This is a genomic window from Hydrogenoanaerobacterium sp., from assembly GCF_032017025.1.
Taxonomy (GTDB): Bacteria; Bacillota; Clostridia; order Oscillospirales; family Ruminococcaceae; genus Hydrogenoanaerobacterium.
Window position 1 is genome coordinate 87,531 of sequence record NZ_DALZQO010000006.1, and the last position, 20,770, is coordinate 108,300.

Sequence of the window (20,770 nt, forward strand, 5' to 3'; positions counted from 1 at the left end):
GAGGCGTGAATTATGGATCCTAAAGATTTAAAGAAGATCATTGAACAAGTACTCAGTGAGATGAATATTACAGCGGACAGTGCCGCTGCTGCAGCTGTTACAAGCAAAGTAACTTCCGCTGCAAAAGGTACTACCATTGAGGATGGCTGTATTGAGGATATTACAAAAGTAGACCTCAGAAAACAGTATTTGGTTCCCAATCCGGTCAATGGTGAAGCATTTTTGGAAATGAAGCAATTTACTCCGTCTCGTGTGGGTATTTGGCGTGCAGGCCCGCGTTACCTTACGAGCACCTATCTGCGGTTCCGCGCCGACCACTCTGCCGCGCAGGACGCCGTTTTTTCCGATGTATCGGAGGATTTTCTGAAACAAGCGGATTTGTTCAGTGTAAAATCGCGCTGTGAGAGTAAAGATGAATATATTACCCGCCCCGATCTTGGCAGACAGCTGGACGATGATGCGGTTAAGACGATCAAAGAAAAATGCAAAATGAAACCCACCGTTCAGATTATGGTTGCGGATGGTCTGAGCTCCTCCGCAATTGAAGCAAACGTCAAGGATGTACTTCCGGCGATCGCACAGGGTCTCAAGAGCTTTGGCATTGATGTAGGCACACCGTTCTTTGTAAAATACGGCCGTGTCGGCGTTATGGACCATGTTTCTGAGGTGGTTGGCGCAGAGGTTACATGCCTGCTGGTGGGTGAACGCCCGGGTCTTGTCACTGCGGAAAGTATGAGCGCATACATCGTTTACAAGGCAACCGTCGATATGCCCGAGGCAAGAAGAACCGTTGTATCGAATATACATAAAGGCGGGACCATTCCTGTTGAAGCCGGTGCGCATATTGCAGAGATTATCAAAATTATGCTTGAGAAAAAAGCAAGCGGAACCGATTTGAAACTGTAGGTTAAGGGAGGAAAATACCATGAAAAGAGATCCGTTAAAGGCTTCAGTGCTTGCAACCAAGATCATCTCCAATGTTGACCCCGATTTGGCGAAGGAACTGAATCTCACCCCCGATCAGAAGTCTCTTGGTCTCATTACCGCAGATAGCGATGATGTCACATATACTGCTCTCGATGAGGCGACCAAGGCGGCGGATGTTAAAGTTGTTTATGCTAAAAGCTTTTATGCCGGTGCAGCCAATGCAAACACCAAGCTTGCCGGTGAGATTATAGGCATTCTGGCTGGGCCCAACCCCGCAGAGGTTAAGAGCGGTTTGGCAGCCTGCGTGGATGTAATTGAAAATGTAGCGTACTTTGTAAGTGCAAACGATGACGATTCCATCCCTTATTATGCGCATGTTATTTCAAGAACCGGTTCGTACCTGTCGGCAAGCGCAGGCATCAAAGAGGGCGAAGCACTTGCTTACCTCATTGCTCCTCCGCTGGAAGCAATGTACGGCGTTGATGCTGCACTGAAGGCTGCGGACGTAACCATGTGTGTGCTGTATGCTCCTCCATCCGAGACCAACTTTGGCGGTGCGCTGCTCACCGGCAGCCAATCTGCTTGCAAAGCCGCTTGTGAAGCATTTGCGGCAGCAATAGAATTTGTAGCAGAAAATCCAAAAGTTTAGGTAAGGTGATAGCATGAAAGCTTTAGGGATGATAGAGGTCTATGGATATCTGTCAGCAGTGGAAGCACTGGATAGCGCCCTCAAAGCAGCAAACGTCAATCTCGTCAGTGTTACAAAAGTTACGGGTGGTTTGGTTACTGTTATTGTGATGGGAGATGTAGGAGCTGTCAAAGCATCTATGGATGCTTCAGCCGCTGCCGCTGGCCGTGTGGGTAAGGTGGTTTCCGTTCACGTCATCCCCAGACCGGCCGCTGATATTGAGGAGATGCTTTCTGGCGGCTCAAAATCACCCGCCCCCCCGCCGAAAACCCCACCTGAAAACCCGCAGGAGCCTGCCGTTACCGAGCAGCCTGAGCCTGACCCCAAGCCTGAAAACGAGCTTAGGTCGGGGGAGCCGGCAGTTCAGCCAGAAAAGCCCGATGCAGAAAACACAGATGAAGCAGAAGCAATTGACCTGCAGGGGTTGACACGTGAAAGCATGGCGGATATGAAAGTGGTAAAGCTTAGGGATATTGCACGTGCCTTGAATCTGGAAAGCATGAGCAAAAAAGAGATTCGGTTCGCAAAGAAAGAAGAGCTCATCGAGCGGATTTGCGAATTCCAGAACAGGAGAGATGATTAGTGCAGCTTTATGATAAGGATCTGCTATCCGTTCAGGAAGTTCGAGAACTAATTGAAAAAGCCAAGCAAGCGCAGCAAGAATTAAGCTGCAAAAGCCAGGCGGAAGTCGATCTGATTGTAAAATCGATTGCGAAAGCGGGCGTGCGCAATGCACAACGCCTTGCGAAGATGGCGCAAGAAGAAACAGGATTCGGAATTGTGGCAGATAAAACGATTAAGAATATTTTTGCAAGTCAAGGCGTTTACGAGCGTATTAAATCGATGAAAACGATTGGAGAAGTGAGTAGGGACGAAGAGACAAAGATTTGTTCCATTGCAGTTCCCATGGGTGTAATCGCAGGCCTGATTCCATCTACGAATCCTACCTCTACCACTTTATACAAATCGGAAATCGCCATCAAAGCCGGTAACTCCATTGTATTTTCACCGCATCCGAACGCTCAAAAATCAATTTTAGAGACTGTAAAGGTGATTCGGCAGGCTGTGGCAGAGGCTGGCGGCAATGAGAACCTTGTTTCTTGTGTAACCATTCCTACCATGCAGTCCACCGAAGTGTTGATGCGGCATCCCGATACCTCTCTGATTCTGGCAACCGGTGGTGCGGGAATGGTTCGCACAGCGTATTCTTCCGGTACCCCTGCTATCGGCGTTGGGCCGGGCAACGGCCCCGCTTACATAGAGCGTACAGCCGACTTGCAGCTCGCGGTAAAACGCATTATGGACAGTAAAACCTTTGATAACGGTACCATCTGTGCTTCAGAACAGTCGGTAATCACCGATACCGATAGGAAAGAGGCGGTAAAAGCGGAGATGGAACGCCAAGGTGCCTACTTCCTGTCACCAGAGCAGTCTGCCAAACTCAGCAGGTTCATTCTCCGTGCAGACGGCACTATGAACCCTATGATTGTAGGGCGCAGTGTGCAGGTGATTGCTAAACTGGCAGAGATTGAAATACCGCAGTCGGCTCGGGTTATTGTGGCGGAGGAAGACGGCGTAGGACGCGGACACCCCTACTCCAATGAGAAACTGGCTCCCATTTTGGCGTTCTATACTGAAGATAATTATGAAAAGGTTTGCGAGCGCTGCCGCGAAATTCTCCACTATGAAGGTGCCGGGCACACCTTCGCTATTCACACAACCGATCAAAAAATGGTCGATTACTTTGCAACACGCATTCCCGCTTCCCGTATTCTCGTCAATACCCCCAGTGCTTTGGGTGGAATTGGCGGCACAACGGGGCTGATGCCGGCTCTTACTCTGGGCTGCGGCGCAATCGGCGGCAGTGCAACGTCCGATAACGTTGGTCCACTCAATCTTCTGAATCTTCGCCATGTCGCTTACGGAGTGAAAGAGATAGAAGATATCCGAAGAGACAGTGCCCCGCTCGATGTAGATTCCGATGAAATGGGTACGGTTCAAATCGATGTTATTGTTCAGAAAATCATTGAGCGGCTGCGGGCAATGTAAAATTTTCTTATAAATTTATTATAGGAGGTACTTAATATGGCAACAATGCAAGCTTTGGGTATGATCGAAACAAAAGGTCTCGTCGCATCCATTGAGGCTGCCGATGCAATGGTAAAGGCGGCAAATGTTACCCTAATTGGTAAGGTTCATGTCGGTGGCGGTTTGGTCACTGTTATGGTGCGCGGCGATGTCGGTGCAGTAAAAGCGGCAACCGATGCAGGCGCAGCGGCAGCAGAACGTGTTGGCGAGATGGTTTCTGTGCATGTTATCCCGAGACCGCATGAGGAAGTAGAGCTTATTCTTCCCGTACTTGAGAAATAATATAATATCAAAAAATGTTTTGATACCAATCTAAATTACAAATGTGAGGAGTATGCTATATGGCAACGATGCAAGCATTGGGCATGATAGAAACAAAAGGATTGGTCGGAGCGATTGAGGCTGCCGATGCAATGGTAAAAGCTGCAAATGTAACCTTGATTGGCAAGGAGCATGTTGGCGGCGGCCTGGTAACCGTAATGGTTCGCGGCGATGTTGGCGCGGTTAAGGCAGCGACTGATGCGGGTGCTGCAGCAGCAGAGCGTGTTGGAGAGCTAGTTTCTGTCCATGTCATCCCAAGACCGCATGATGAGGTTGAATTTATTCTTCCAAAACTAGGCAAATAAATCGGTGCTTTAAATTGACCCGAAGAGGGGGCGAAACTGTTTGAAGGTAATTACGGAAGCTATATTACGGGACGAATTGAGAAATACTCAGCCGGATACTTATTATATTCCGGAAGGAAAAATCCTCTCTCCCGCAGCGCGCGAATACCTACAGCAGCGTAAGATTAAAATCTCCAAAAACCCACCCCCGGCAGTTATTCCGGAACCGGTCGCAACGCCGGTTCCGGAAATGCCCACTATTCACGTAGCCGAGGGTGCAAAACCTAAATTTATAGATTATGTTACCGGAGCCTACTACATGCAAAAACCGGAGCATATGACGCATCTTTACGGGAATGTCTTGGTACCGAAGAACCATCCACGCATTCTGTTTCGCGGCAAGCTGGACAGCCTGCAGGCTCTGGTTGTATTAAACCAGGCACTGATTGCAGAGAATGACGGCAAGGAAGTACTGCTGGGGGATCTCAGCAATATTCTTGAGGTTTTGCGAGAAATGATGCGATGCGATGTGCTCGACGAGGAATTCCGCAACGAGTATATCATCGGACTCAGTCACGCCGAACTGCGAGAGCGCTCTCACGACCCGATGAAGTTCTATCATGTAAAACAGATGGTGCTTCCCGATTACACAATGGGAAAAGAATATGCCCTGCTCAACCAGCTGCGCACCGCAGTGCGTGAATGTGAAGTTTCGGCGGCAAATGCGTTCCATGAGGGTGGAAGGTATACCCGCAGAGATATCATTGAAGAACTAAACCGCCTCTCCAGTGCTTTTCACATTATGATGTGTAAATATCTGGCAGGCAATTACCGCTGAAGTGAGGTGGATAGCATGCAAAACCTAATGGAGCAGATTGTTGGGGCAATTTCCCGTTCCGGTCTTGTAGAAGTAGAGGTTTCGGCACGACATGTTCATCTCACCGAGCGGGACGTGCAGATACTGTTTGGCGAGGGTGCGACGCTTACTCCAAAACGCGATTTGTCTCAACCGGGGCAGTATCTTTCGGAGGAAAGGGTTAATCTGATCGGTGCGAAAGGGCGCAAAGAACGTGTCGCTGTTTTGGGGCCGACAAGGCCTTCCACTCAGGTGGAGCTATCCAAAAGCGATTGTATTGAGTTAGGCGTCACCGCTCCACTGCGTGAGTCGGGAGACGTTAAAGGCTCAGGTACGATGACCTTGGAAGGCCCCTGCGGCACGGTTACCCTAACAGAGGGTGTCATTGTGGCACAAAGCCATGTTCATGTGCCACCTGAAACTGCCCAAATGCTGGAGTTGAAGGATAAACAGCGAGTTTGTGTGGAGATGATGACCGAACGACCCGTTATCTTTAAAAATGTGGTCATTCGTGTAAATGGGAACTTTAATTTCCGGATGCACATCGATTTTGATGAAGCCAATGCTGCCGCGGTGAGCGGGTTTACACTGGGGAAAATTATAAAATAAGCAAAGGGGCATTATGAATATGATGGATTTGCATAGGGTAAATGATTATATGGCGCGGGTGGAACAATCCGAGACCACTACATTTGTGCCGACCGGCAAAAAGCTTAAGGTAGGCGTAGATTTGGGTACTGCCTATATTGTCATTGTGGTTCTTGATGAAGAGAACAACCCTGTTGCCTGTGAAAAGAAAGCGGCAAACGTCTTGCGCGACGGTGTGGTCGTAGACTATTCTGGTGCTCTTCGCATTGTAAAAGAGCTTAAGGCAAAGCTAGAGGCACGGCTGAACACAGAGCTTACACACTGTGCCATAGCAATGCCGGCAGGAACTGATGGCAGCGTTCGAACCCACACCTATGTGGCAGAGGGTGCCGGCTTTGAGGTTACCAATGTGCTTGATGAGCCAACGGCGGCAAATTCTATTTTTCAAATTGACGATGGCGTGGTTGTAGATATTGGCGGAGGCACCACCGGGCTTGCAATTTTGCAAGGCGGAAAGGTCGTCCGAGTCGAAGACGAGCCTACAGGGGGCACGCACCTTACACTGGTTATCGCCGGAAACTTTCGTATCCCCTTTGAAGAGGCGGAAAAAATCAAACAGGATTACAGCCGTCATAAGGAGATTCTTCCCATTGTAAAAGCGGTTCTGGAGAAAATGTCAAGTATCGTCAATCGTTATATTGATAAATCCAAAACCAATACCATTTATCTTTGTGGTGGTACTTGCTGCTTAACCGGAATTGAAAAAGTTTTTGAACGTGAAACCGGTATCCATACCATAAAGCCTCAAAACCCATTTCTGGTAACACCTGCAGGAATTGCAATGAATTGTGAAATTGGGTAGAAAGGAGGAAAAGCATGAACTTTAACACCTTGGTAGAAACAATTGTCGCAAAGGTAATGGCACAGGTAGAGCTTGCAGAGAAAGCGGTTGAAATATCGGATATACAGTCGGTCAAAACACCCCGCCCTAGACTGCTGGTTTTAACACAGGAACATGGAGCTTGCTGCTATGAAACGTTGGAAAGCAGCCGCCTTGCTGAAAAATTTGCGATAGACTGTGCACTGCTGAAGAATTATGACTGTGATGTCAACGATTATGAAGCGCTTCTGGTTTATCATCTTAACAATTCAGCACTTTCCAGAGTTGCCGCCGGCATGTGTGACATACCTTATGTAGCTTTAATTGTTCAGGCAATCCTCGCCGGTAAAAAAATATATGTAATACGCAATGAGGTGGAGTTGTTTGATTACAGCGGAACTGCACCCGCTGTGTACTATAACATGATGCTTCAAAAGGTTAAGCTTTTGGAGGACTCGGGCGTAATTTTCTGTGACAATAGTAGGATCGAGGATGCCATTCTGGAAAATACAGGTTGTACACTTGAGCCTGGCTGTTTAGCCTGCAAGAAAGAGGCGAAAAAGGAAAAACAGCTACAACTGAAGAAAAAAGTGATAACCGAAAAAGATCTCACCGCTGCACATGCAGGCGGAATTACCCTTTTACAGATAGGTACAAAAAGTATTTTAACAGACCTTGCTCGGGATTATGCCCACGAGCGCGGCATTGCAATTGTACGTGAGTAAAGCAAAAAAGCCATAAGACGGGGGTAACGAAATGCAAATTGCTAAGGTCATAGGGACGATATGGGCGACCCGCAAGGAGGAACGCCTGTCTGGGCTAAAGCTCCTCATTGTAAAGCCCATTAACATATTGGACGAAAAGGAATGGCGCAGCCCGTATGTTGCGGCGGATATCATTGGCGCAGGCGTTGGTGAAACAGTGCTCGTAGTCAGTGGTAGCTCCGCTCGCAGCGCGGCGGGCGATATGCATACTCCTGTGGATGCCACGGTTGTAGGAATTGTAGACGATAAGGAAATTGACACGAGTGCTTTAGACTGAATCTTATTTTAGAATGCCTTGAAAAGGGCGGTGAAGAACCATGAATTTAATTGAAGCGGTAAGGGCATCTGGAATTGTGGGTGCAGGCGGAGCGGGCTTTCCAACCCATGTAAAGCTAGATACGAAAGCCGATTGCTTCATCATTAACGCGGCAGAATGCGAGCCACTCATTGAAACGGATAAATACCTGTGCCGTACTTTTGCGGACAAGCTGATTGCGGCAGTTAATCTGGTAGCGGAACATCTTGGCGCACAACGTAAAGTGATTGCGCTTAAAGGCAAATATCAGGCTGAAATTGCAGCATTGCAAGCAGCAGTTGATAAATCCGGTTCAATAATAGAAATTTTTGAGATGCCCACGTTCTATCCTGCGGGTGATGAGCAGACTATGGTACATATGATATGCGGCAAGTCGGTACCGGAACGCGGTATTCCGATTCAAGTGGGTGCTGTTGTAAACAATGTGGGTACACTGCTAGATATTTACGATGCACTGGAAGGAATTCCGGTCACAGATAAATATCTTTCTGTGGTAGGCGAAGTGCAGCAGCCCGTAATGCTCAAGGTGCCAATCGGAACCTCTGTGGTTGAATGCATTGAAAAAGCCAAACCAACGCTTTCGAGCTACGCTGTTATTCTAGGCGGGCCAATGATGGGCAAGGTATATAACAACAAACAGGAGATTGACTCTTTGGTTGTTACAAAGACCACCGGAAATGTCATAGTATTGCCGATGGATCACTATTTGGTTAAACACGATGTACTTCCGATGAGCACTATCCGTGCTCAGACAAGAAGTGCCTGTATTCAGTGCAGAATGTGCACCGACTTATGTCCAAGGTATCTGATCGGCCATCGTATCCGTCCCCACCTGGTAATGCGCAATCTGTACCGCGAGCCACTGCTTACCGATGACACGCAATTTGAACAAGCTTTCGGCGATGCCGTAAACTGCTGTGATTGCGGTATTTGTGAAATGTTTGCCTGCCCAATGGGGCTTTCACCCAAAAAGGTAAACGGATATTTTAAAGCGCGTCTCAGAGAGCGCAGAATACAGGTAGAACGCAATCTAAATCCTGTTGCCCGTGAGGAGATTGATATCAAACGTACCCCCACAGGGCGGCTGACGGCAAGGCTTGGCTTGGCAAAATATTACGATTCTCATGCAAAAGAATGCTTTATGCTGTCACCTAAAACGGTAAAGATTCCTTTTCAGCAGCATATTGGCAAGCCGGCTCTTCCCGTAAAACAAGTAGGCGACCGCGTACAGAAGGGTGAATTGCTGGCGGCAGCGGTAGACGGCGCTCTATCGGCTAACATCCATGCCAGCATTGACGGTATGATTTTGCGGCAAGACGCAGCTTGTGCTGTAATCGGTCAAAGCGAGGAGGAATCATAGCATGGCAAATGCGATTGGCATGATTGAGCTTTCAAGCATTGCCAGAGGTATTGAAATCACCGATTTTATGGTGAAAGCGGCGCAGGTTGAAATTCTGCGGGCATCTACTGTGTGCCCGGGGAAGTATATTGTTCTTATTGCAGGTTATACCGGTGATGTGACGGCATCTATGGAGGAAGGCAAAAAACGCGGAGGTGAATGCGTAGTTGATACGTTGCTCATCCCGAATATCCACCCCCAGTTAATCCCCGCCATCAGTATGACCAACCAGGTAGAAAAGCCCGGCGCAGTCGGCGTGCTGGAGTTTTACTCCATTGCATCGGCGATTCGGGCGGCGGACGTCGCGGCGAAAGCAGCTAATGTCACCCTCATCGAAGTAAAGATTGGTTATGCAATTGGTGGAAAAGGCGTAGTTGTTCTGACTGGCGATGTCGGAGCTGTTCGTGCTTCTGTCGCTGCAGCGGAAAAGGGCATCGAGCTTTTGGTGGGCACTACGGTCATTCCAAGGCCGTCTCCTAAACTGTTTGAAACACTTTTGTAGCGCAAATAACGCACAGACACTCATTCAAAAATTAATTTATTGAAGGAGAATCTATATGTTTCAAGAACTGGTAGAAAGAATAACCGATATTTCCGTTTTTACAGAAAGCATACAGGGGTATATTTCCAACCTGTCCATTAACTCGGTCATTATGACAATTATGATGATTTTCATGGTTGTTGGTGCTATTGATAAAATTCGTGGTAACAAATTGGGTTATGGTGCGGCATTTGACGAAGGCTTTAATGCAATGGGGCCTCTGGCCATCGCAATGGTTGGCGTTGTGGCTATGGCTCCTGTGCTCCGTGTACTGCTGCAACCCATCATCGCTCCAATCTATGGGCTGTTCGGTGCTGACCCGGCTATGTTTGCTACCACTCTTCTGGCCTGTGACATGGGTGGTTATCCGCTTGCAATGCAGCTTGCTGAAACAGAAACCATCGGTAACTTTGCCGGTTTAATCCTCGGTACCATGATGGGCCCGACCATCGTATTTACAATTCCTGTTGCGTTGGGTATTATCGCTACCAAAGATCGCCCTTATTTGGCAGCAGGTACACTTGCGGGTTTGATTACAATTCCAATCGGCTGCATCGTCGGTGGTCTGGTGATGAATATGACCCCGTATAAGATTGATTTTGTAACCATTATCGTTAACTTGATTCCGGTTATCATCATTGCTGGTCTAATCGCAATCGGCCTTTGGTTTAAACCCGGATCAATGATGCGCGGATTTAACCATTTTGGCAATGCTGTTACCATCATTATCACCATTGGCACCGCACTGGCTGTATTCCAATTTCAGACCGGTATCCACTTCCCGCTATTCAACATGATGGTTGAGGAGCCGGAAGGCGGCGGCAACATCCCGTTAATTGACGGTATCATTGTTGTCGGCACAATTGCAATCGTTCTTATTGGTGCATTCCCGATGGTTGAGTGGATTAAGAAAGCCTTTAAGAAGCCTTTGATGAAGGTTGGCAAGAGCCTTGGCATGGATGAGGTTGGCTCTGCCGGCTTGATTGCAAACCTTGCCAACAATATTGCAATGTTCAATATCCTTGGCGATATGAACCCGAAAGGCAAAGTTCTTAACGTGGCTTTTGCAGTATCGGCAGCGTTTGTATTTGGTGATCACCTCGGTTTCACCGCAGGTGTCAACAAAGAAATGATTTTCCCAGTTATTGTTGGTAAGCTGGTAGCCGGTATCACCGCCCTCATTCTCGCCAATATTCTTTCACCAAAACTGCTCTCCAAAATTGAAAGCGGAGATTCATCGGAGGAAAAATAATGAATGTAAGTGAACAATTGATTCGTGAGATTGTCGAAAAGGTATTGCTCGAAACTCAGGGAAACAAGGCTTCTTTTGAGAAGCATGTTGATAAGAGCGGCGTGCTGGTGGTGAAGACAGAGACCGTAAAAACGGAACCATTTGAACAAGAGGGGGTCTCACTGAAGGACATTGTCACTCTGGAAGAGGCTCCCCGCATGGGTGCCGGTATTATGGAACTGGATCATACCAGCTTCGACTGGACGCTAAGTTACGACGAATTCGATTATGTAATCGAAGGCAATCTCGAAATTGAGATTGATGGTAATGTAATTTCAGGTAAAAAAGGTGATATCCTTTATATCCCCAAAGGCAGTCATATTCATTTCCAAACACCAGATTACGCACGGTTTGTTTATTTTGTCTATCCTGCGGATTGGCAGTCTCAAAAATAATTAAAACCTAATCTGAGATATTGACAATCCTAACTCAAAAATCTATAATTAGCTTAACAAGTAAATATTGCGGTGCATAGGTGTGCTTCTTAATCGAAACACTTAAAAGGGAAGTTGGGTGCAAATCCCACACAAGGCCGTTGCTGTGTAAACGTAGCGATTTTCATTTGCCACTGGATGTTTTTCTGGGAAGGCGAAAATCGCGCTTGATGTTTGAGTCAGAATACCTGCCTACGTACCTCACACGAATACTTCTTCGTCACTAAGAAGGTGTGGGTTTATGGGCTTAGTTTTTTATAGCCTTTTAAGCTGTACCTTTTTAGGTACAGCTATTTTTATGCTTTGTCTTGATTGATATATAACCCTGGCATCCTGCAGCAAGCTTTATCAAACGTTACAGGGTCTGCCAGCCCCTAACGTGCGGGATGCATATTTGATGATGCTTGAAAGCCGCTGACCGGTATTGATGATAGATACAGATGTAAGGTTTTTCAACGAATCCCTTGCAAAAAGCATGCAGCTTTTGCTGCATGCTTTTTGCCTTGTTACAGCTAAGCCGGATCGTATAAAGCACTGCTTGACTCTAGGCCTCTAAAGTAGTATAATAAAGCCTATAGAACATTTGTTCTATAGCGAAATATGATATAAAGAAATATTTGTTGGACATGCTATCATTTAGTAGAGTTGCAGGAAGCTTTAAAGCGGTGAGAAGCATTGACAAGTTGGTCGAATGTGGTAACATTATATAGAAAAAACAATCATCTAAAGGAGGCAAAAATGTTGCCTGATAAATTCGAGTTGGTATCTCCTTATAGTCCCACAGGTGACCAGCCTCAAGCAATTGATAAACTGGTAGCGGGAATCCATGCAGGGGCGCATGAACAATCGCTGCTTGGCGTTACGGGCTCCGGTAAAACCTTTACAATGGCGAATGTGATTGCTCGGGTAAATAAGCCTACTCTGATTCTTGCCCACAATAAAACACTTGCTGCGCAGCTGTGCAGCGAGTTTAAAGAATTTTTCCCCAATAATGCGGTAGAGTATTTTGTAAGCTATTACGACTATTATCAGCCTGAGGCTTATATTGCGGGTACCGATACCTATATTGAAAAAGACAGCGCGATCAATGATGAGATTGAGCGCTTGCGTCACTCTGCAACCGCAGCTCTCGGCGAGCGACGAGATGTGATTGTGGTCTCCAGCGTATCCTGCATCTATAGCTTGGGCGACCCCATCGATTACAAAAACATGGTGATTTCTCTGCGTTTAGGGCAAAAGAAGGATCGTGACGAGCTGATTTCCAAACTGGTTGAAATCCAATACGAGCGCAACGACATCAATTTTATCCGAAATAAGTTTCGTGTACGGGGCGATGTGGTTGAGATATTTCCAACCTATTCGGGTGACACTGCAATACGTGTGGAGTTTTTTGGCGATGAAATTGAGCGCATTAGTGAAATCAACACACTTACCGGTGAGGTAAAAACCAACGTGAAAAGTGCCGTTATCTATCCCGCCAGCCATTATATTATCCCGCGTGAACGTATGGAAAAGTCCATTCACGAAATACAGTCCGAGTGTGACGAGCGTGTTCGCTATTTTAATGAGAATGGCAAACTCATTGAAGCGCAGCGTATAGCAGAACGCACCAATTATGATATTGAAATGCTCAATGAAATCGGTTTTTGCAAAGGCATTGAAAACTATTCGCGTGTACTTTCCGGCAGGGCTCCGGGCAGTATGCCTACTACACTGATTGATTATTTTCCAGATGATTTTCTGCTTTTTGTAGATGAATCTCATGTTACACTGCCGCAGGTGCGCGGTATGTTTGGCGGCGACTATGCGCGGAAAACAAATTTGATTGACTATGGTTTTCGTCTACCATCAGCCTATGACAACCGTCCACTCAATTTCGATGAGTTTCATGGAAAAATCAATCAAGCAATCTATGTCAGTGCTACCCCGGGCCCGTTTGAGAAAGAACATTGTGTTCAAACGGTGGAGCAAATCATTCGCCCCACAGGGCTTATTGACCCGGAAATTGTAGTAAAACCCGTCGAGGGGCAAATTGATGATCTTCTCTCCGAAATCAATATGCGCATTGAAAAAAAAGAACGCATACTGGTTACTACCCTTACAAAGAAGATGGCCGAAGATTTGACTACCTATTTTGAAGGTATGGGCATTAAAATTCGTTACATGCATCATGACATCGATACGATTGAGCGCATGGAGATCATCCGCGATCTGCGCCTTGGTGAATTCGATGTGCTGGTGGGAATCAACCTGCTGAGAGAGGGTCTCGATATCCCCGAGGTATCGCTTGTCGCCATTCTTGATGCGGATAAAGAAGGTTTTCTTCGTTCCGAGACGTCTCTGATTCAGACAATCGGGCGTGCCGCGCGAAATTCTGAGGGTATGGTTATCATGTATGCCGATTCTGTTACAAATTCGATGGAACGGGCAATTACTGAAACAGAGCGACGTCGTAAGCTGCAAATGGAGTACAACGCTGCGCATGGCATTACACCGCAGACGATCGTCAAAGAGGTACGGGATATACTGGAGATTTCTTCGAAGGATACAACGAACAACAAAATGAAATCAACGAAGCGGTTGAGCTTTAAAGAACGTGAAGCGCTGATTGCAAAGCTTACTGCTGAGATGAAAAACTCTGCTAAGATATTGGAGTTTGAGCATGCCGCTTATTTGCGCGATAAAATTAAAAAGCTAAAAGAGCAGCAAAAAATATAAAATTACAGAACAAGAGGGAAGTGTGATGGAATTCATACTGCGGCAGTGGGACAAAAATGATGCAGAAAGTGTTTTAAAACATGCGAACAACAAAAAGATTGCCGATAACCTCCGCAATTCATTTCCCTATCCCTATACTTTAGAAGATGCAAAAAGCTATGTGAGTTTCTGCGCAGAAAATAATGAAGAACGGCAATGCACTCGTGCGATTGTGATAGATGGAGAAGCTGTGGGAAGCATCGGTGTTTTTTTAAAGGACGATGTTTACTGTAAAAGCGCAGAGCTTGGTTACTGGTTAGCAGAACCCTTTTGGGGAAAAAGCGTTATGAGTAGCGCTATCCGAAAAATCTGCGCATTTACCTTTGACAATTATGATGTAGTTCGAATCTTTGCAGAGCCCTACACATATAATATCGGTTCTTGTAAGGCGCTGGAGCATGCGGGCTTTCAGTTGGAGGGAGTCTTAAAGAAGAGTGTATATAAAAACGGAGAGTTTTTCGATTCCTGTATCTATGCGCTTTTAAAATAAATACAGGTGACAACAAAAGATTATCTGCAATTTAATGAAATGCACGGTCTGGAGGAAGATATTTTGCCAATTAACGATAAACTTATTATAAAAGGGGCACGTGAAAACAACCTCAAGAATATAGACTTAGAGATTCCGCGTGACAAGCTTGTAGTCTTTACAGGGCTTTCGGGTTCTGGAAAAAGCTCGCTGGCTTTTGATACTATCTACGCTGACGGCCAACGCCGCTATGTTGAGAGCCTGTCGAGTTATGCTCGCCAGTTCCTAGGGCAGATGGAAAAGCCGGATGTGGATTCTATCGAAGGATTGTCTCCTGCAATTTCGATAGATCAAAAGACCACCTCAAAAAACCCGCGTTCCACCGTAGGTACGGTTACCGAAATTTACGATTACCTGCGTTTGTTGTATGCACGCATTGGAGTTCCGCACTGTCCTATCTGTGGCAGACCTATTCAGCAGCAAACGGTCGATCAAATGGTCGATCAAATTCTCTCCCTGCCCGAGAGCACTAAAATACAGATTCTTGCACCGGTTGTGCGCGGGCGCAAAGGCGAGCACGTCAAAGAATTTGAAGCTGCGAAACGCTCCGGATACGCAAGGGTACGCGTGGATGGAAATATCTACGACCTCACCGAAGAAATAAAACTAGAGAAGAACAAAAAGCATTCCATTGAAATTGTAGTGGACAGGCTTGTTGTTAGGTCTGATATTAAATCGCGTCTTTCCGATTCGCTGGAAACAGCGGTAGGGCTTTCGGGCGGGCTTGCGATTGTTGATGTAATTGACGGCGACGAGATTATGTTTTCGCAGAACTACGCCTGCCCAGAGCACAATATAAGCATTGAAGAACTTGCACCGCGCATGTTTTCGTTTAACAATCCGCAGGGTGCCTGTGAAAAATGCACCGGCCTCGGTACGTTTATGAAGGTCGACCCCGACCTCGTGGTGCCAAACAAAAAGTTATCTGTTCGAGAAGGCGCGATCAAAGCAAGCGGCTGGTACTATGCCGAGGGTGGTATGGCACAAAGCTATTATGAGGGCCTTGCCAAACATTACGGCTTCTCGCTTGATATTCCTTTCAAAGACCTACCACAGCACTGTAAAGACTTATTGCTTTACGGTACAAATGGAGAAAAATTCACGATTTACCGTGACGCAGGCTCGATGCAAGGAGAGTATACTACCGATTTTGAAGGTGTTATCAACAATCTTGAGCGCCGTTTTCGTGTTACCAGCAGCGAATGGATGAAGGCGGAACTCACTGTTTACATGGGCTCTGAGTGTTGCCCCGACTGCCACGGTGACCGTTTAAAGGACGTTTACCTTTCCGTATTGATTGGTGGGACGAATATCAGCGACTTTTGTAAAATGTCGGTGGCGAAAGCACTTGATTTTCTAAACACGCTTCAACTAACTGACCGCGAGCAGATGATCGCGTCTCAAATTATCAAAGAAATTCGAGAGCGTCTCGGCTTTTTGCAAAGTGTGGGGTTGGAATACTTAACGTTATCACGTTCCGCCGGCACTCTATCGGGCGGCGAAAGCCAGCGCATTCGTCTCGCCACGCAAATCGGTTCTTCACTAATGGGGGTGTTGTACATTTTGGACGAACCCAGCATTGGTCTGCACCAGAAGGACAACGATAAACTGATTGCAACGCTCAAACGCCTGAGGGATCTCGGAAATACTCTGATTGTCGTCGAGCATGATGAGGATACGATGCGCAACTCGGATTATATTGTTGATATTGGCCCGGGTGCTGGGGTACATGGCGGTGAGGTTGTTTGTGCAGGTACTCTGAAAGATGTTGAAGCGTGTCCGGCATCGCTGACGGGACAGTATTTAAGCGGACGTAAGAAAATTCCTGTGCCCGAGGTACGTCGCAAAGGCAACGGAAGCTGGATTGAAATTATTGGTGCAACCGAAAACAACCTTAAAAGGGTTGATGTAAAAATCCCACTGGGTGCCTTTACAGTGGTAACAGGTGTTTCCGGTTCGGGAAAAAGCTCTTTGGTCAATGAAATACTCTACAAAAAGCTGGCTGCCACGCTGAACGGTTCACGTATCCGTGCGGGCAAACATGATGATCTTCTGGGGCTCGAAAACCTCGACAAGGTTATCGACATCAATCAGTCGCCCATTGGAAGAACACCGCGCTCTAATCCCGCAACCTATACCGGCGTGTTTACTGATATCCGCGATTTGTTTGCATCTACCAATGCGGCAAAAATGCGCGGCTATAATTCGGGGCGTTTCTCTTTTAATGTAAAAGGCGGCCGGTGCGAGGCATGTGAAGGCGATGGAATCATCCAAATTGAAATGCACTTTTTGCCTGATGTTTTTGTACCCTGTGAGGTCTGTAAGGGTAAACGTTACAACCGTGAGACGCTAGAGGTCAAATATAAGGATAAATCCATTTACGATGTTTTAGAGATGACGGTGGAAGAGGGCTTGCTGTTCTTTGATAATCTGCCAAAGATTAAGCGCAAACTGCAAACTCTTTATGATGTTGGTCTCGGCTACATCAAAATCGGTCAGCCGGCTACAACGCTTTCAGGCGGTGAGGCGCAGAGGATAAAACTGGCAACAGAGCTATCCAAACGCCCTACAGGCAAAACGATTTATATTCTTGATGAGCCTACAACCGGTTTGCACACTGCAGATGTTCACAAGCTGATAGAAGTGTTGCAAAAGCTGGTCGATACTGGAAACTCAATTGTATTAATTGAACATAATCTGGACATGATAAAAACGGCAGATTATCTTATTGACCTCGGCCCCGATGGCGGAGATAAGGGCGGCGAAGTTATTTTTACCGGTACCCCGGAGGAGATTATAAAATGCGAAAAATCTTATACCGGTAAATATTTGAAAAAACTATTGCAAAACAAATAAATTTTAGTATTATTATAAGTAAGATAAAAAAAGTAAGAACTGTTCTCAATTTTATATTTACAAATATTACACCTATGTGGTATAATATTGACATATTATTATTAAATTTAACAGGAGGTACATCTCAATGGAAAAATATGTTTGCTCAATTTGCGGTCACATCTATGATGAAGCGGAAGGCGATCCGGATAATGGCGTTGCTCCAGGTACAAAATGGGAAGATGTTCCCGACAGCTGGGTATGCCCACTTTGCGGCGTTGGCAAAGACATGTTTGAAAAAGCTTAAGTTTTTTATTGAGGGGCAAAATGCCCCTCAATATTTTTGCGCAGTACATCAGACGCCGAGAAATTGTGTCAGGCGAAGCAGCAAGCTTCGCCTAGCGCAATTTGTCAGCGCCTAAACGAAGTTTAACAGTACGGAGGTAATCCTATATGTCATCCAGAAAAATTACCGATAGCATCTATTCTGTTGGTATTCTTAACCCAATTATGAGAATTTTTGATGTCGTCATGACCACCGATTACGGCACCACCTATAACTCTTATATAGTGAAAGGCAGCGAAAAAACAGCGCTAATCGATACCTGCCACCTTACCTACTGGAAGCAGTACCTGGAAAATATTGAGGAGGTTTGCGATCCTGCATCGATAGATTACATTATTCTCAACCATTGCGAGCCGGATCATTCGGGTGTTCTTGCAAAGCTTGCAAAACATTGCCCCAATGCGGAGATTGTGGCGTCGCAGGCGGGTTCTATCTATCTGAAAAAAATTACAAATCTACCAGATTTTAAAGCGCGTGTTGCAAAAGACGGCGACATGATTGACCTTGGCGACAAAAAACTTAAATTTATTTCCGCACCATTTCTACATTGGCCCGATTCTATGTTTACTTGGTGTGAAGAGGAAAAAACTCTGTTTTCCTGCGATTTCCTCGGCTGCCATTACTGTGAGCCGCATGATTTTGACTATAACATTGCATATCCTGAGAAGTATGAGGATGCTTTTCAGTATTATTATACCGGAATCTTTGGTCCTTTCCCAACCTATGTACAGAATGGCTTAAATAAGATTAGAGATCTCGATATTGAGTATGTTTGCAACAGCCATGGCCCTATCCTTACCAAAGGTGGCCGCTTGGAATACACCAGAAAAATGTACAACGAATGGAGCCAGCCGCATAAAAATGCAGTGAAAACTGTGCCGATTTTCTATTGTTCTGCATACGGTAATACCGGGCTAGTCGCAAAGGCAATCAAGGCGGGCATCGACGAGGTTATTCCGGATGCAAACGTTACTGTTTACGATATCAATAACCATAACATGTCCGATTTGCAGGCTGCACTAAACGCTTCGGACGCCTTTGCAATCGGTACACCCACCATCAATGCCGATGCAGTTGCCCCTGTGTGGAATTTGCTCAGCCATGTTGATGCAATTAACAACAAAAAGAAACCTGCTCTTGCGTTTGGTTCTTATGGATGGAGCGGAGAAGGTGTCCCCAATATTATTGCAAGAATGCAAGGGTTAAAGCTGAATGTATTTGGAGACGGATTCAGATTTCAGTTTGTACCTTCTGAAGCAGATCTTGAAAAAGCAACCGAGCTTGGCCGCGAGTTTGCAAAAACACTTTAATAGCCAAAGGCTTATCGTAGATTCATTTCTGCGATAAGCCTTTTTAATTGACAAGTTCTTGAACAATTGTGCAAAAAATGCTATAATTTATTGATACATCTTTTCATTGGAGGATATATTTTGTCAAGTCAGAAACACGTTGAGATGACAGCAGAGGAATTACACTGTCAATATGAATATATGGCAAAGGTAAAAGAAATTTTACAGCACCGTTATGTGCACCCGCCTCTGGCGCATGTGCACTCTTTTGGCTGCCAGGCTAACGTCAGCGATGGTGAGCGCATTAAGGGCATGCTTGCCGAAATGGGGTATGGCTTTACCGATTCCACCGACTCCGCCGATTTCATCCTTTACAACACCTGTGCTATTCGCAAAGGTGCAGAGGATAGAGTGTTTGGCAATGTTGGCGAACTGCAGCACAACAAACGCAGCCGTAAGGATATGATTATTGGGTTGTGCGGTTGTATGATGCAGCAGGAACAAGTGGCGGCAAAAATTAAAAAAAGCTATCCTCATGTCGATATTGTATTTGGCACCCATGCAATGCATAAATTTCCGCAAATTCTTTTTCAGGCACTCACGCAAAAGCAGCGTGTGTTCCAGATAGACGACAGCGAGAATGTCATTGCAGAGGGGCTGCCCATACGCCGTGATGGTAGCTACAAGGCATGGATTCAGATTATGTATGGCTGCGACAACTTTTGCACCTACTGCATTGTGCCGTATGTACGTGGCAGAGAGCACAGCCGCCGCCCCGAAAAGATTGTTGCAGAAGCGCGGGAGTTAGTTGCACAAGGCTACAAAGAAATTACTCTGCTGGGTCAAAATGTGAATTCCTATGGCAAGGGTTTGGATGGCGATGTATCTTTTTCAAAGCTTTTGCGCATGATAAACGAGATAGAGGGAGATTTTCGTGTTCGGTTTATGACGAGCCATCCTAAGGATTGCACGCATGAACTACTCGATACGATTTCGCAGTGTGACAAGGTATGCAGGCATATTCATTTGCCGGTACAAAGTGGCAGCGATCGCATCCTAAAGCTGATGAACCGCCACTATACCCGCGATCAGTATCTCGACCTAGTACGCTATGCACGTGCGAAGATGCCAGATGTGACCTTTACCAGTGATATTATTGTAGGCTTTCCATCTGAAACACACGATGACCTGCTGCAAACAATTAAACTGATCAAAGAGGTGGAATATGACGCACTGTTTACTTTCATCTATTCGAAGCGAGAGGGAACAAAAGCAGCAGGGATGGACGACCCAGTGCCTGAAAAAGAAAAGTCCCTTTGGTTTCGCGAACTGCAAGCAGCACAAACTGAAGTCGGCAGCCGCCACAATGCGGCGCTTGTGGGCAAAACCCTGCGGGTGCTCGCCGACGGGCATGCGAAATCTGGCGAAGGGTACCTCACAGGGCGTACCGACAGCAACGCGGTGGTCGATTTTAAAGCAGATGATGGGCATATTGGCAAATTTGTGAAGGTGCATATTACAAAAGCACTCAGTTGGGCTGTGCTTGGCGAAATTGTAGATGAATAAAGGTCGCAAACAACCGTTCTTGCCACCGCGCGAGACAAGACCGGAATCAAATAAATAAAACTTATAAATTA

21 protein-coding genes and 1 riboswitch are annotated in these 20,770 nt (G+C 46.2%); all 21 genes read left to right on the forward strand.

The window, feature by feature from the left end:
- Positions 1–12 precede the first annotated feature (12 nt).
- The 21 genes from eutC (at position 13) to miaB (ending at position 20,699) form a co-directional block, all read left to right on the forward strand.
- Positions 13–906, forward strand: a complete 894-nt coding sequence (gene eutC / locus RTV33_RS05560; protein ID WP_312642386.1) for an ethanolamine ammonia-lyase subunit EutC — start codon at positions 13–15, stop codon at positions 904–906.
- Between the two features lie 19 nt (positions 907–925).
- On the forward strand, positions 926–1,576 hold the full coding sequence (gene eutL / locus RTV33_RS05565; RefSeq protein WP_312642388.1) for an ethanolamine utilization microcompartment protein EutL: 651 nt from the start codon (positions 926–928) through the stop codon (positions 1,574–1,576).
- Between the two features lie 13 nt (positions 1,577–1,589).
- Positions 1,590–2,198: a BMC domain-containing protein gene (locus RTV33_RS05570; RefSeq protein ID WP_312642390.1), complete on the forward strand. Its 609-nt coding sequence runs from the start codon at positions 1,590–1,592 to the stop codon at positions 2,196–2,198.
- Positions 2,198–3,664: an acetaldehyde dehydrogenase (acetylating) gene (locus RTV33_RS05575; RefSeq protein WP_312642392.1), complete on the forward strand. Its 1,467-nt coding sequence runs from the start codon at positions 2,198–2,200 to the stop codon at positions 3,662–3,664. Before RTV33_RS05570 ends, RTV33_RS05575 begins: the two co-directional genes overlap by 1 nt.
- A gap of 36 nt (positions 3,665–3,700) precedes the next feature.
- Positions 3,701–3,985: an ethanolamine utilization microcompartment protein EutM gene (gene eutM / locus RTV33_RS05580; RefSeq protein ID WP_312642394.1), complete on the forward strand. Its 285-nt coding sequence runs from the start codon at positions 3,701–3,703 to the stop codon at positions 3,983–3,985.
- Positions 3,986–4,044: 59 nt separating this feature from the next.
- Entirely contained in the window at positions 4,045–4,329 is a 285-nt protein-coding gene (eutM, locus tag RTV33_RS05585) for an ethanolamine utilization microcompartment protein EutM (RefSeq protein WP_312642396.1), read from the forward strand.
- 40 nt (positions 4,330–4,369) lie between these two features.
- Positions 4,370–5,146, forward strand: coding sequence for an ATP-binding protein (locus RTV33_RS05590; RefSeq protein ID WP_312642398.1), 777 nt, complete (start codon positions 4,370–4,372; stop codon positions 5,144–5,146).
- Positions 5,147–5,161: 15 nt separating this feature from the next.
- A complete protein-coding gene (gene pduL, locus RTV33_RS05595) occupies positions 5,162–5,773 on the forward strand; it encodes a phosphate propanoyltransferase (RefSeq protein WP_312642400.1) in 612 nt (203 codons plus the stop codon).
- 19 nt (positions 5,774–5,792) lie between these two features.
- A complete protein-coding gene (gene eutJ, locus RTV33_RS05600) occupies positions 5,793–6,614 on the forward strand; it encodes an ethanolamine utilization protein EutJ (protein ID WP_312642402.1) in 822 nt (273 codons plus the stop codon).
- 14 nt (positions 6,615–6,628) lie between these two features.
- Complete coding sequence (locus RTV33_RS05605) at positions 6,629–7,357, forward strand: hypothetical protein (RefSeq protein ID WP_312642404.1); 729 nt, start codon at positions 6,629–6,631, stop codon at positions 7,355–7,357.
- Positions 7,358–7,388: 31 nt separating this feature from the next.
- A complete protein-coding gene (locus tag RTV33_RS05610) occupies positions 7,389–7,673 on the forward strand; it encodes a EutN/CcmL family microcompartment protein (RefSeq protein WP_312642406.1) in 285 nt (94 codons plus the stop codon).
- A gap of 40 nt (positions 7,674–7,713) precedes the next feature.
- Positions 7,714–9,072 (forward strand): 4Fe-4S dicluster domain-containing protein, encoded by a 1,359-nt coding sequence (locus tag RTV33_RS05615; RefSeq protein WP_312642408.1) that lies wholly within the window; start codon positions 7,714–7,716, stop codon positions 9,070–9,072.
- A 1-nt stretch (position 9,073) separates the two neighbouring features.
- Entirely contained in the window at positions 9,074–9,613 is a 540-nt protein-coding gene (locus tag RTV33_RS05620) for a BMC domain-containing protein (RefSeq protein ID WP_312642410.1), read from the forward strand.
- Positions 9,614–9,743: 130 nt separating this feature from the next.
- Positions 9,744–10,904, forward strand: a complete 1,161-nt coding sequence (locus RTV33_RS05625) for an ethanolamine utilization protein EutH (protein WP_396327224.1) — start codon at positions 9,744–9,746, stop codon at positions 10,902–10,904.
- Positions 10,904–11,338, forward strand: a complete 435-nt coding sequence (locus tag RTV33_RS05630) for a cupin domain-containing protein (protein WP_312642414.1) — start codon at positions 10,904–10,906, stop codon at positions 11,336–11,338. The genes RTV33_RS05625 and RTV33_RS05630 overlap by 1 nt, the downstream gene beginning before the upstream one ends.
- A 61-nt stretch (positions 11,339–11,399) precedes the next feature.
- Positions 11,400–11,588, forward strand: a riboswitch (cobalamin riboswitch).
- A 527-nt stretch (positions 11,589–12,115) separates the two neighbouring features.
- Positions 12,116–14,095, forward strand: a complete 1,980-nt coding sequence (uvrB, locus tag RTV33_RS05635; protein WP_312642416.1) for an excinuclease ABC subunit UvrB — start codon at positions 12,116–12,118, stop codon at positions 14,093–14,095.
- Between the two features lie 25 nt (positions 14,096–14,120).
- Positions 14,121–14,624, forward strand: a complete 504-nt coding sequence (locus RTV33_RS05640) for a GNAT family protein (protein WP_312642418.1) — start codon at positions 14,121–14,123, stop codon at positions 14,622–14,624.
- Between the two features lie 63 nt (positions 14,625–14,687).
- Positions 14,688–17,519 (forward strand): excinuclease ABC subunit UvrA, encoded by a 2,832-nt coding sequence (uvrA, locus tag RTV33_RS05645; protein WP_312642420.1) that lies wholly within the window; start codon positions 14,688–14,690, stop codon positions 17,517–17,519.
- Positions 17,520–17,646: 127 nt separating this feature from the next.
- Entirely contained in the window at positions 17,647–17,805 is a 159-nt protein-coding gene (gene rd / locus RTV33_RS05650; protein WP_312642422.1) for a rubredoxin, read from the forward strand.
- 146 nt (positions 17,806–17,951) lie between these two features.
- Positions 17,952–19,154, forward strand: coding sequence for an FprA family A-type flavoprotein (locus tag RTV33_RS05655; RefSeq protein ID WP_312642424.1), 1,203 nt, complete (start codon positions 17,952–17,954; stop codon positions 19,152–19,154).
- Between the two features lie 120 nt (positions 19,155–19,274).
- Positions 19,275–20,699, forward strand: coding sequence for a tRNA (N6-isopentenyl adenosine(37)-C2)-methylthiotransferase MiaB (gene miaB / locus RTV33_RS05660; RefSeq protein WP_312642426.1), 1,425 nt, complete (start codon positions 19,275–19,277; stop codon positions 20,697–20,699).
- Positions 20,700–20,770 lie beyond the last annotated feature (71 nt).

Bases quoted from the DNA above. Each gene is read 5' to 3' on its own strand.
- uvrB (WP_312642416.1), top strand. From the start codon at position 12,116: ATGTTGCCTGATAAATTCGAGTTGGTATCTCCTTATAGTCCCACAGGT.
- rd (WP_312642422.1), top strand. From the start codon at position 17,647: ATGGAAAAATATGTTTGCTCAATTTGCGGTCACATCTATGATGAAGCG.
- pduL (WP_312642400.1), top strand. From the start codon at position 5,162: ATGCAAAACCTAATGGAGCAGATTGTTGGGGCAATTTCCCGTTCCGGT.
- RTV33_RS05630 (WP_312642414.1), top strand. From the start codon at position 10,904: ATGAATGTAAGTGAACAATTGATTCGTGAGATTGTCGAAAAGGTATTG.
- RTV33_RS05615 (WP_312642408.1), top strand. From the start codon at position 7,714: ATGAATTTAATTGAAGCGGTAAGGGCATCTGGAATTGTGGGTGCAGGC.
- RTV33_RS05570 (WP_312642390.1), top strand. From the start codon at position 1,590: ATGAAAGCTTTAGGGATGATAGAGGTCTATGGATATCTGTCAGCAGTG.
- RTV33_RS05605 (WP_312642404.1), top strand. From the start codon at position 6,629: ATGAACTTTAACACCTTGGTAGAAACAATTGTCGCAAAGGTAATGGCA.
- RTV33_RS05610 (WP_312642406.1), top strand. From the start codon at position 7,389: ATGCAAATTGCTAAGGTCATAGGGACGATATGGGCGACCCGCAAGGAG.
- RTV33_RS05620 (WP_312642410.1), top strand. From the start codon at position 9,074: ATGGCAAATGCGATTGGCATGATTGAGCTTTCAAGCATTGCCAGAGGT.
- eutM (WP_312642394.1), top strand. From the start codon at position 3,701: ATGGCAACAATGCAAGCTTTGGGTATGATCGAAACAAAAGGTCTCGTC.
- eutC (WP_312642386.1), top strand. From the start codon at position 13: ATGGATCCTAAAGATTTAAAGAAGATCATTGAACAAGTACTCAGTGAG.
- eutL (WP_312642388.1), top strand. From the start codon at position 926: ATGAAAAGAGATCCGTTAAAGGCTTCAGTGCTTGCAACCAAGATCATC.
- eutJ (WP_312642402.1), top strand. From the start codon at position 5,793: ATGATGGATTTGCATAGGGTAAATGATTATATGGCGCGGGTGGAACAA.
- eutM (WP_312642396.1), top strand. From the start codon at position 4,045: ATGGCAACGATGCAAGCATTGGGCATGATAGAAACAAAAGGATTGGTC.
- RTV33_RS05640 (WP_312642418.1), top strand. From the start codon at position 14,121: ATGGAATTCATACTGCGGCAGTGGGACAAAAATGATGCAGAAAGTGTT.
- RTV33_RS05655 (WP_312642424.1), top strand. From the start codon at position 17,952: ATGTCATCCAGAAAAATTACCGATAGCATCTATTCTGTTGGTATTCTT.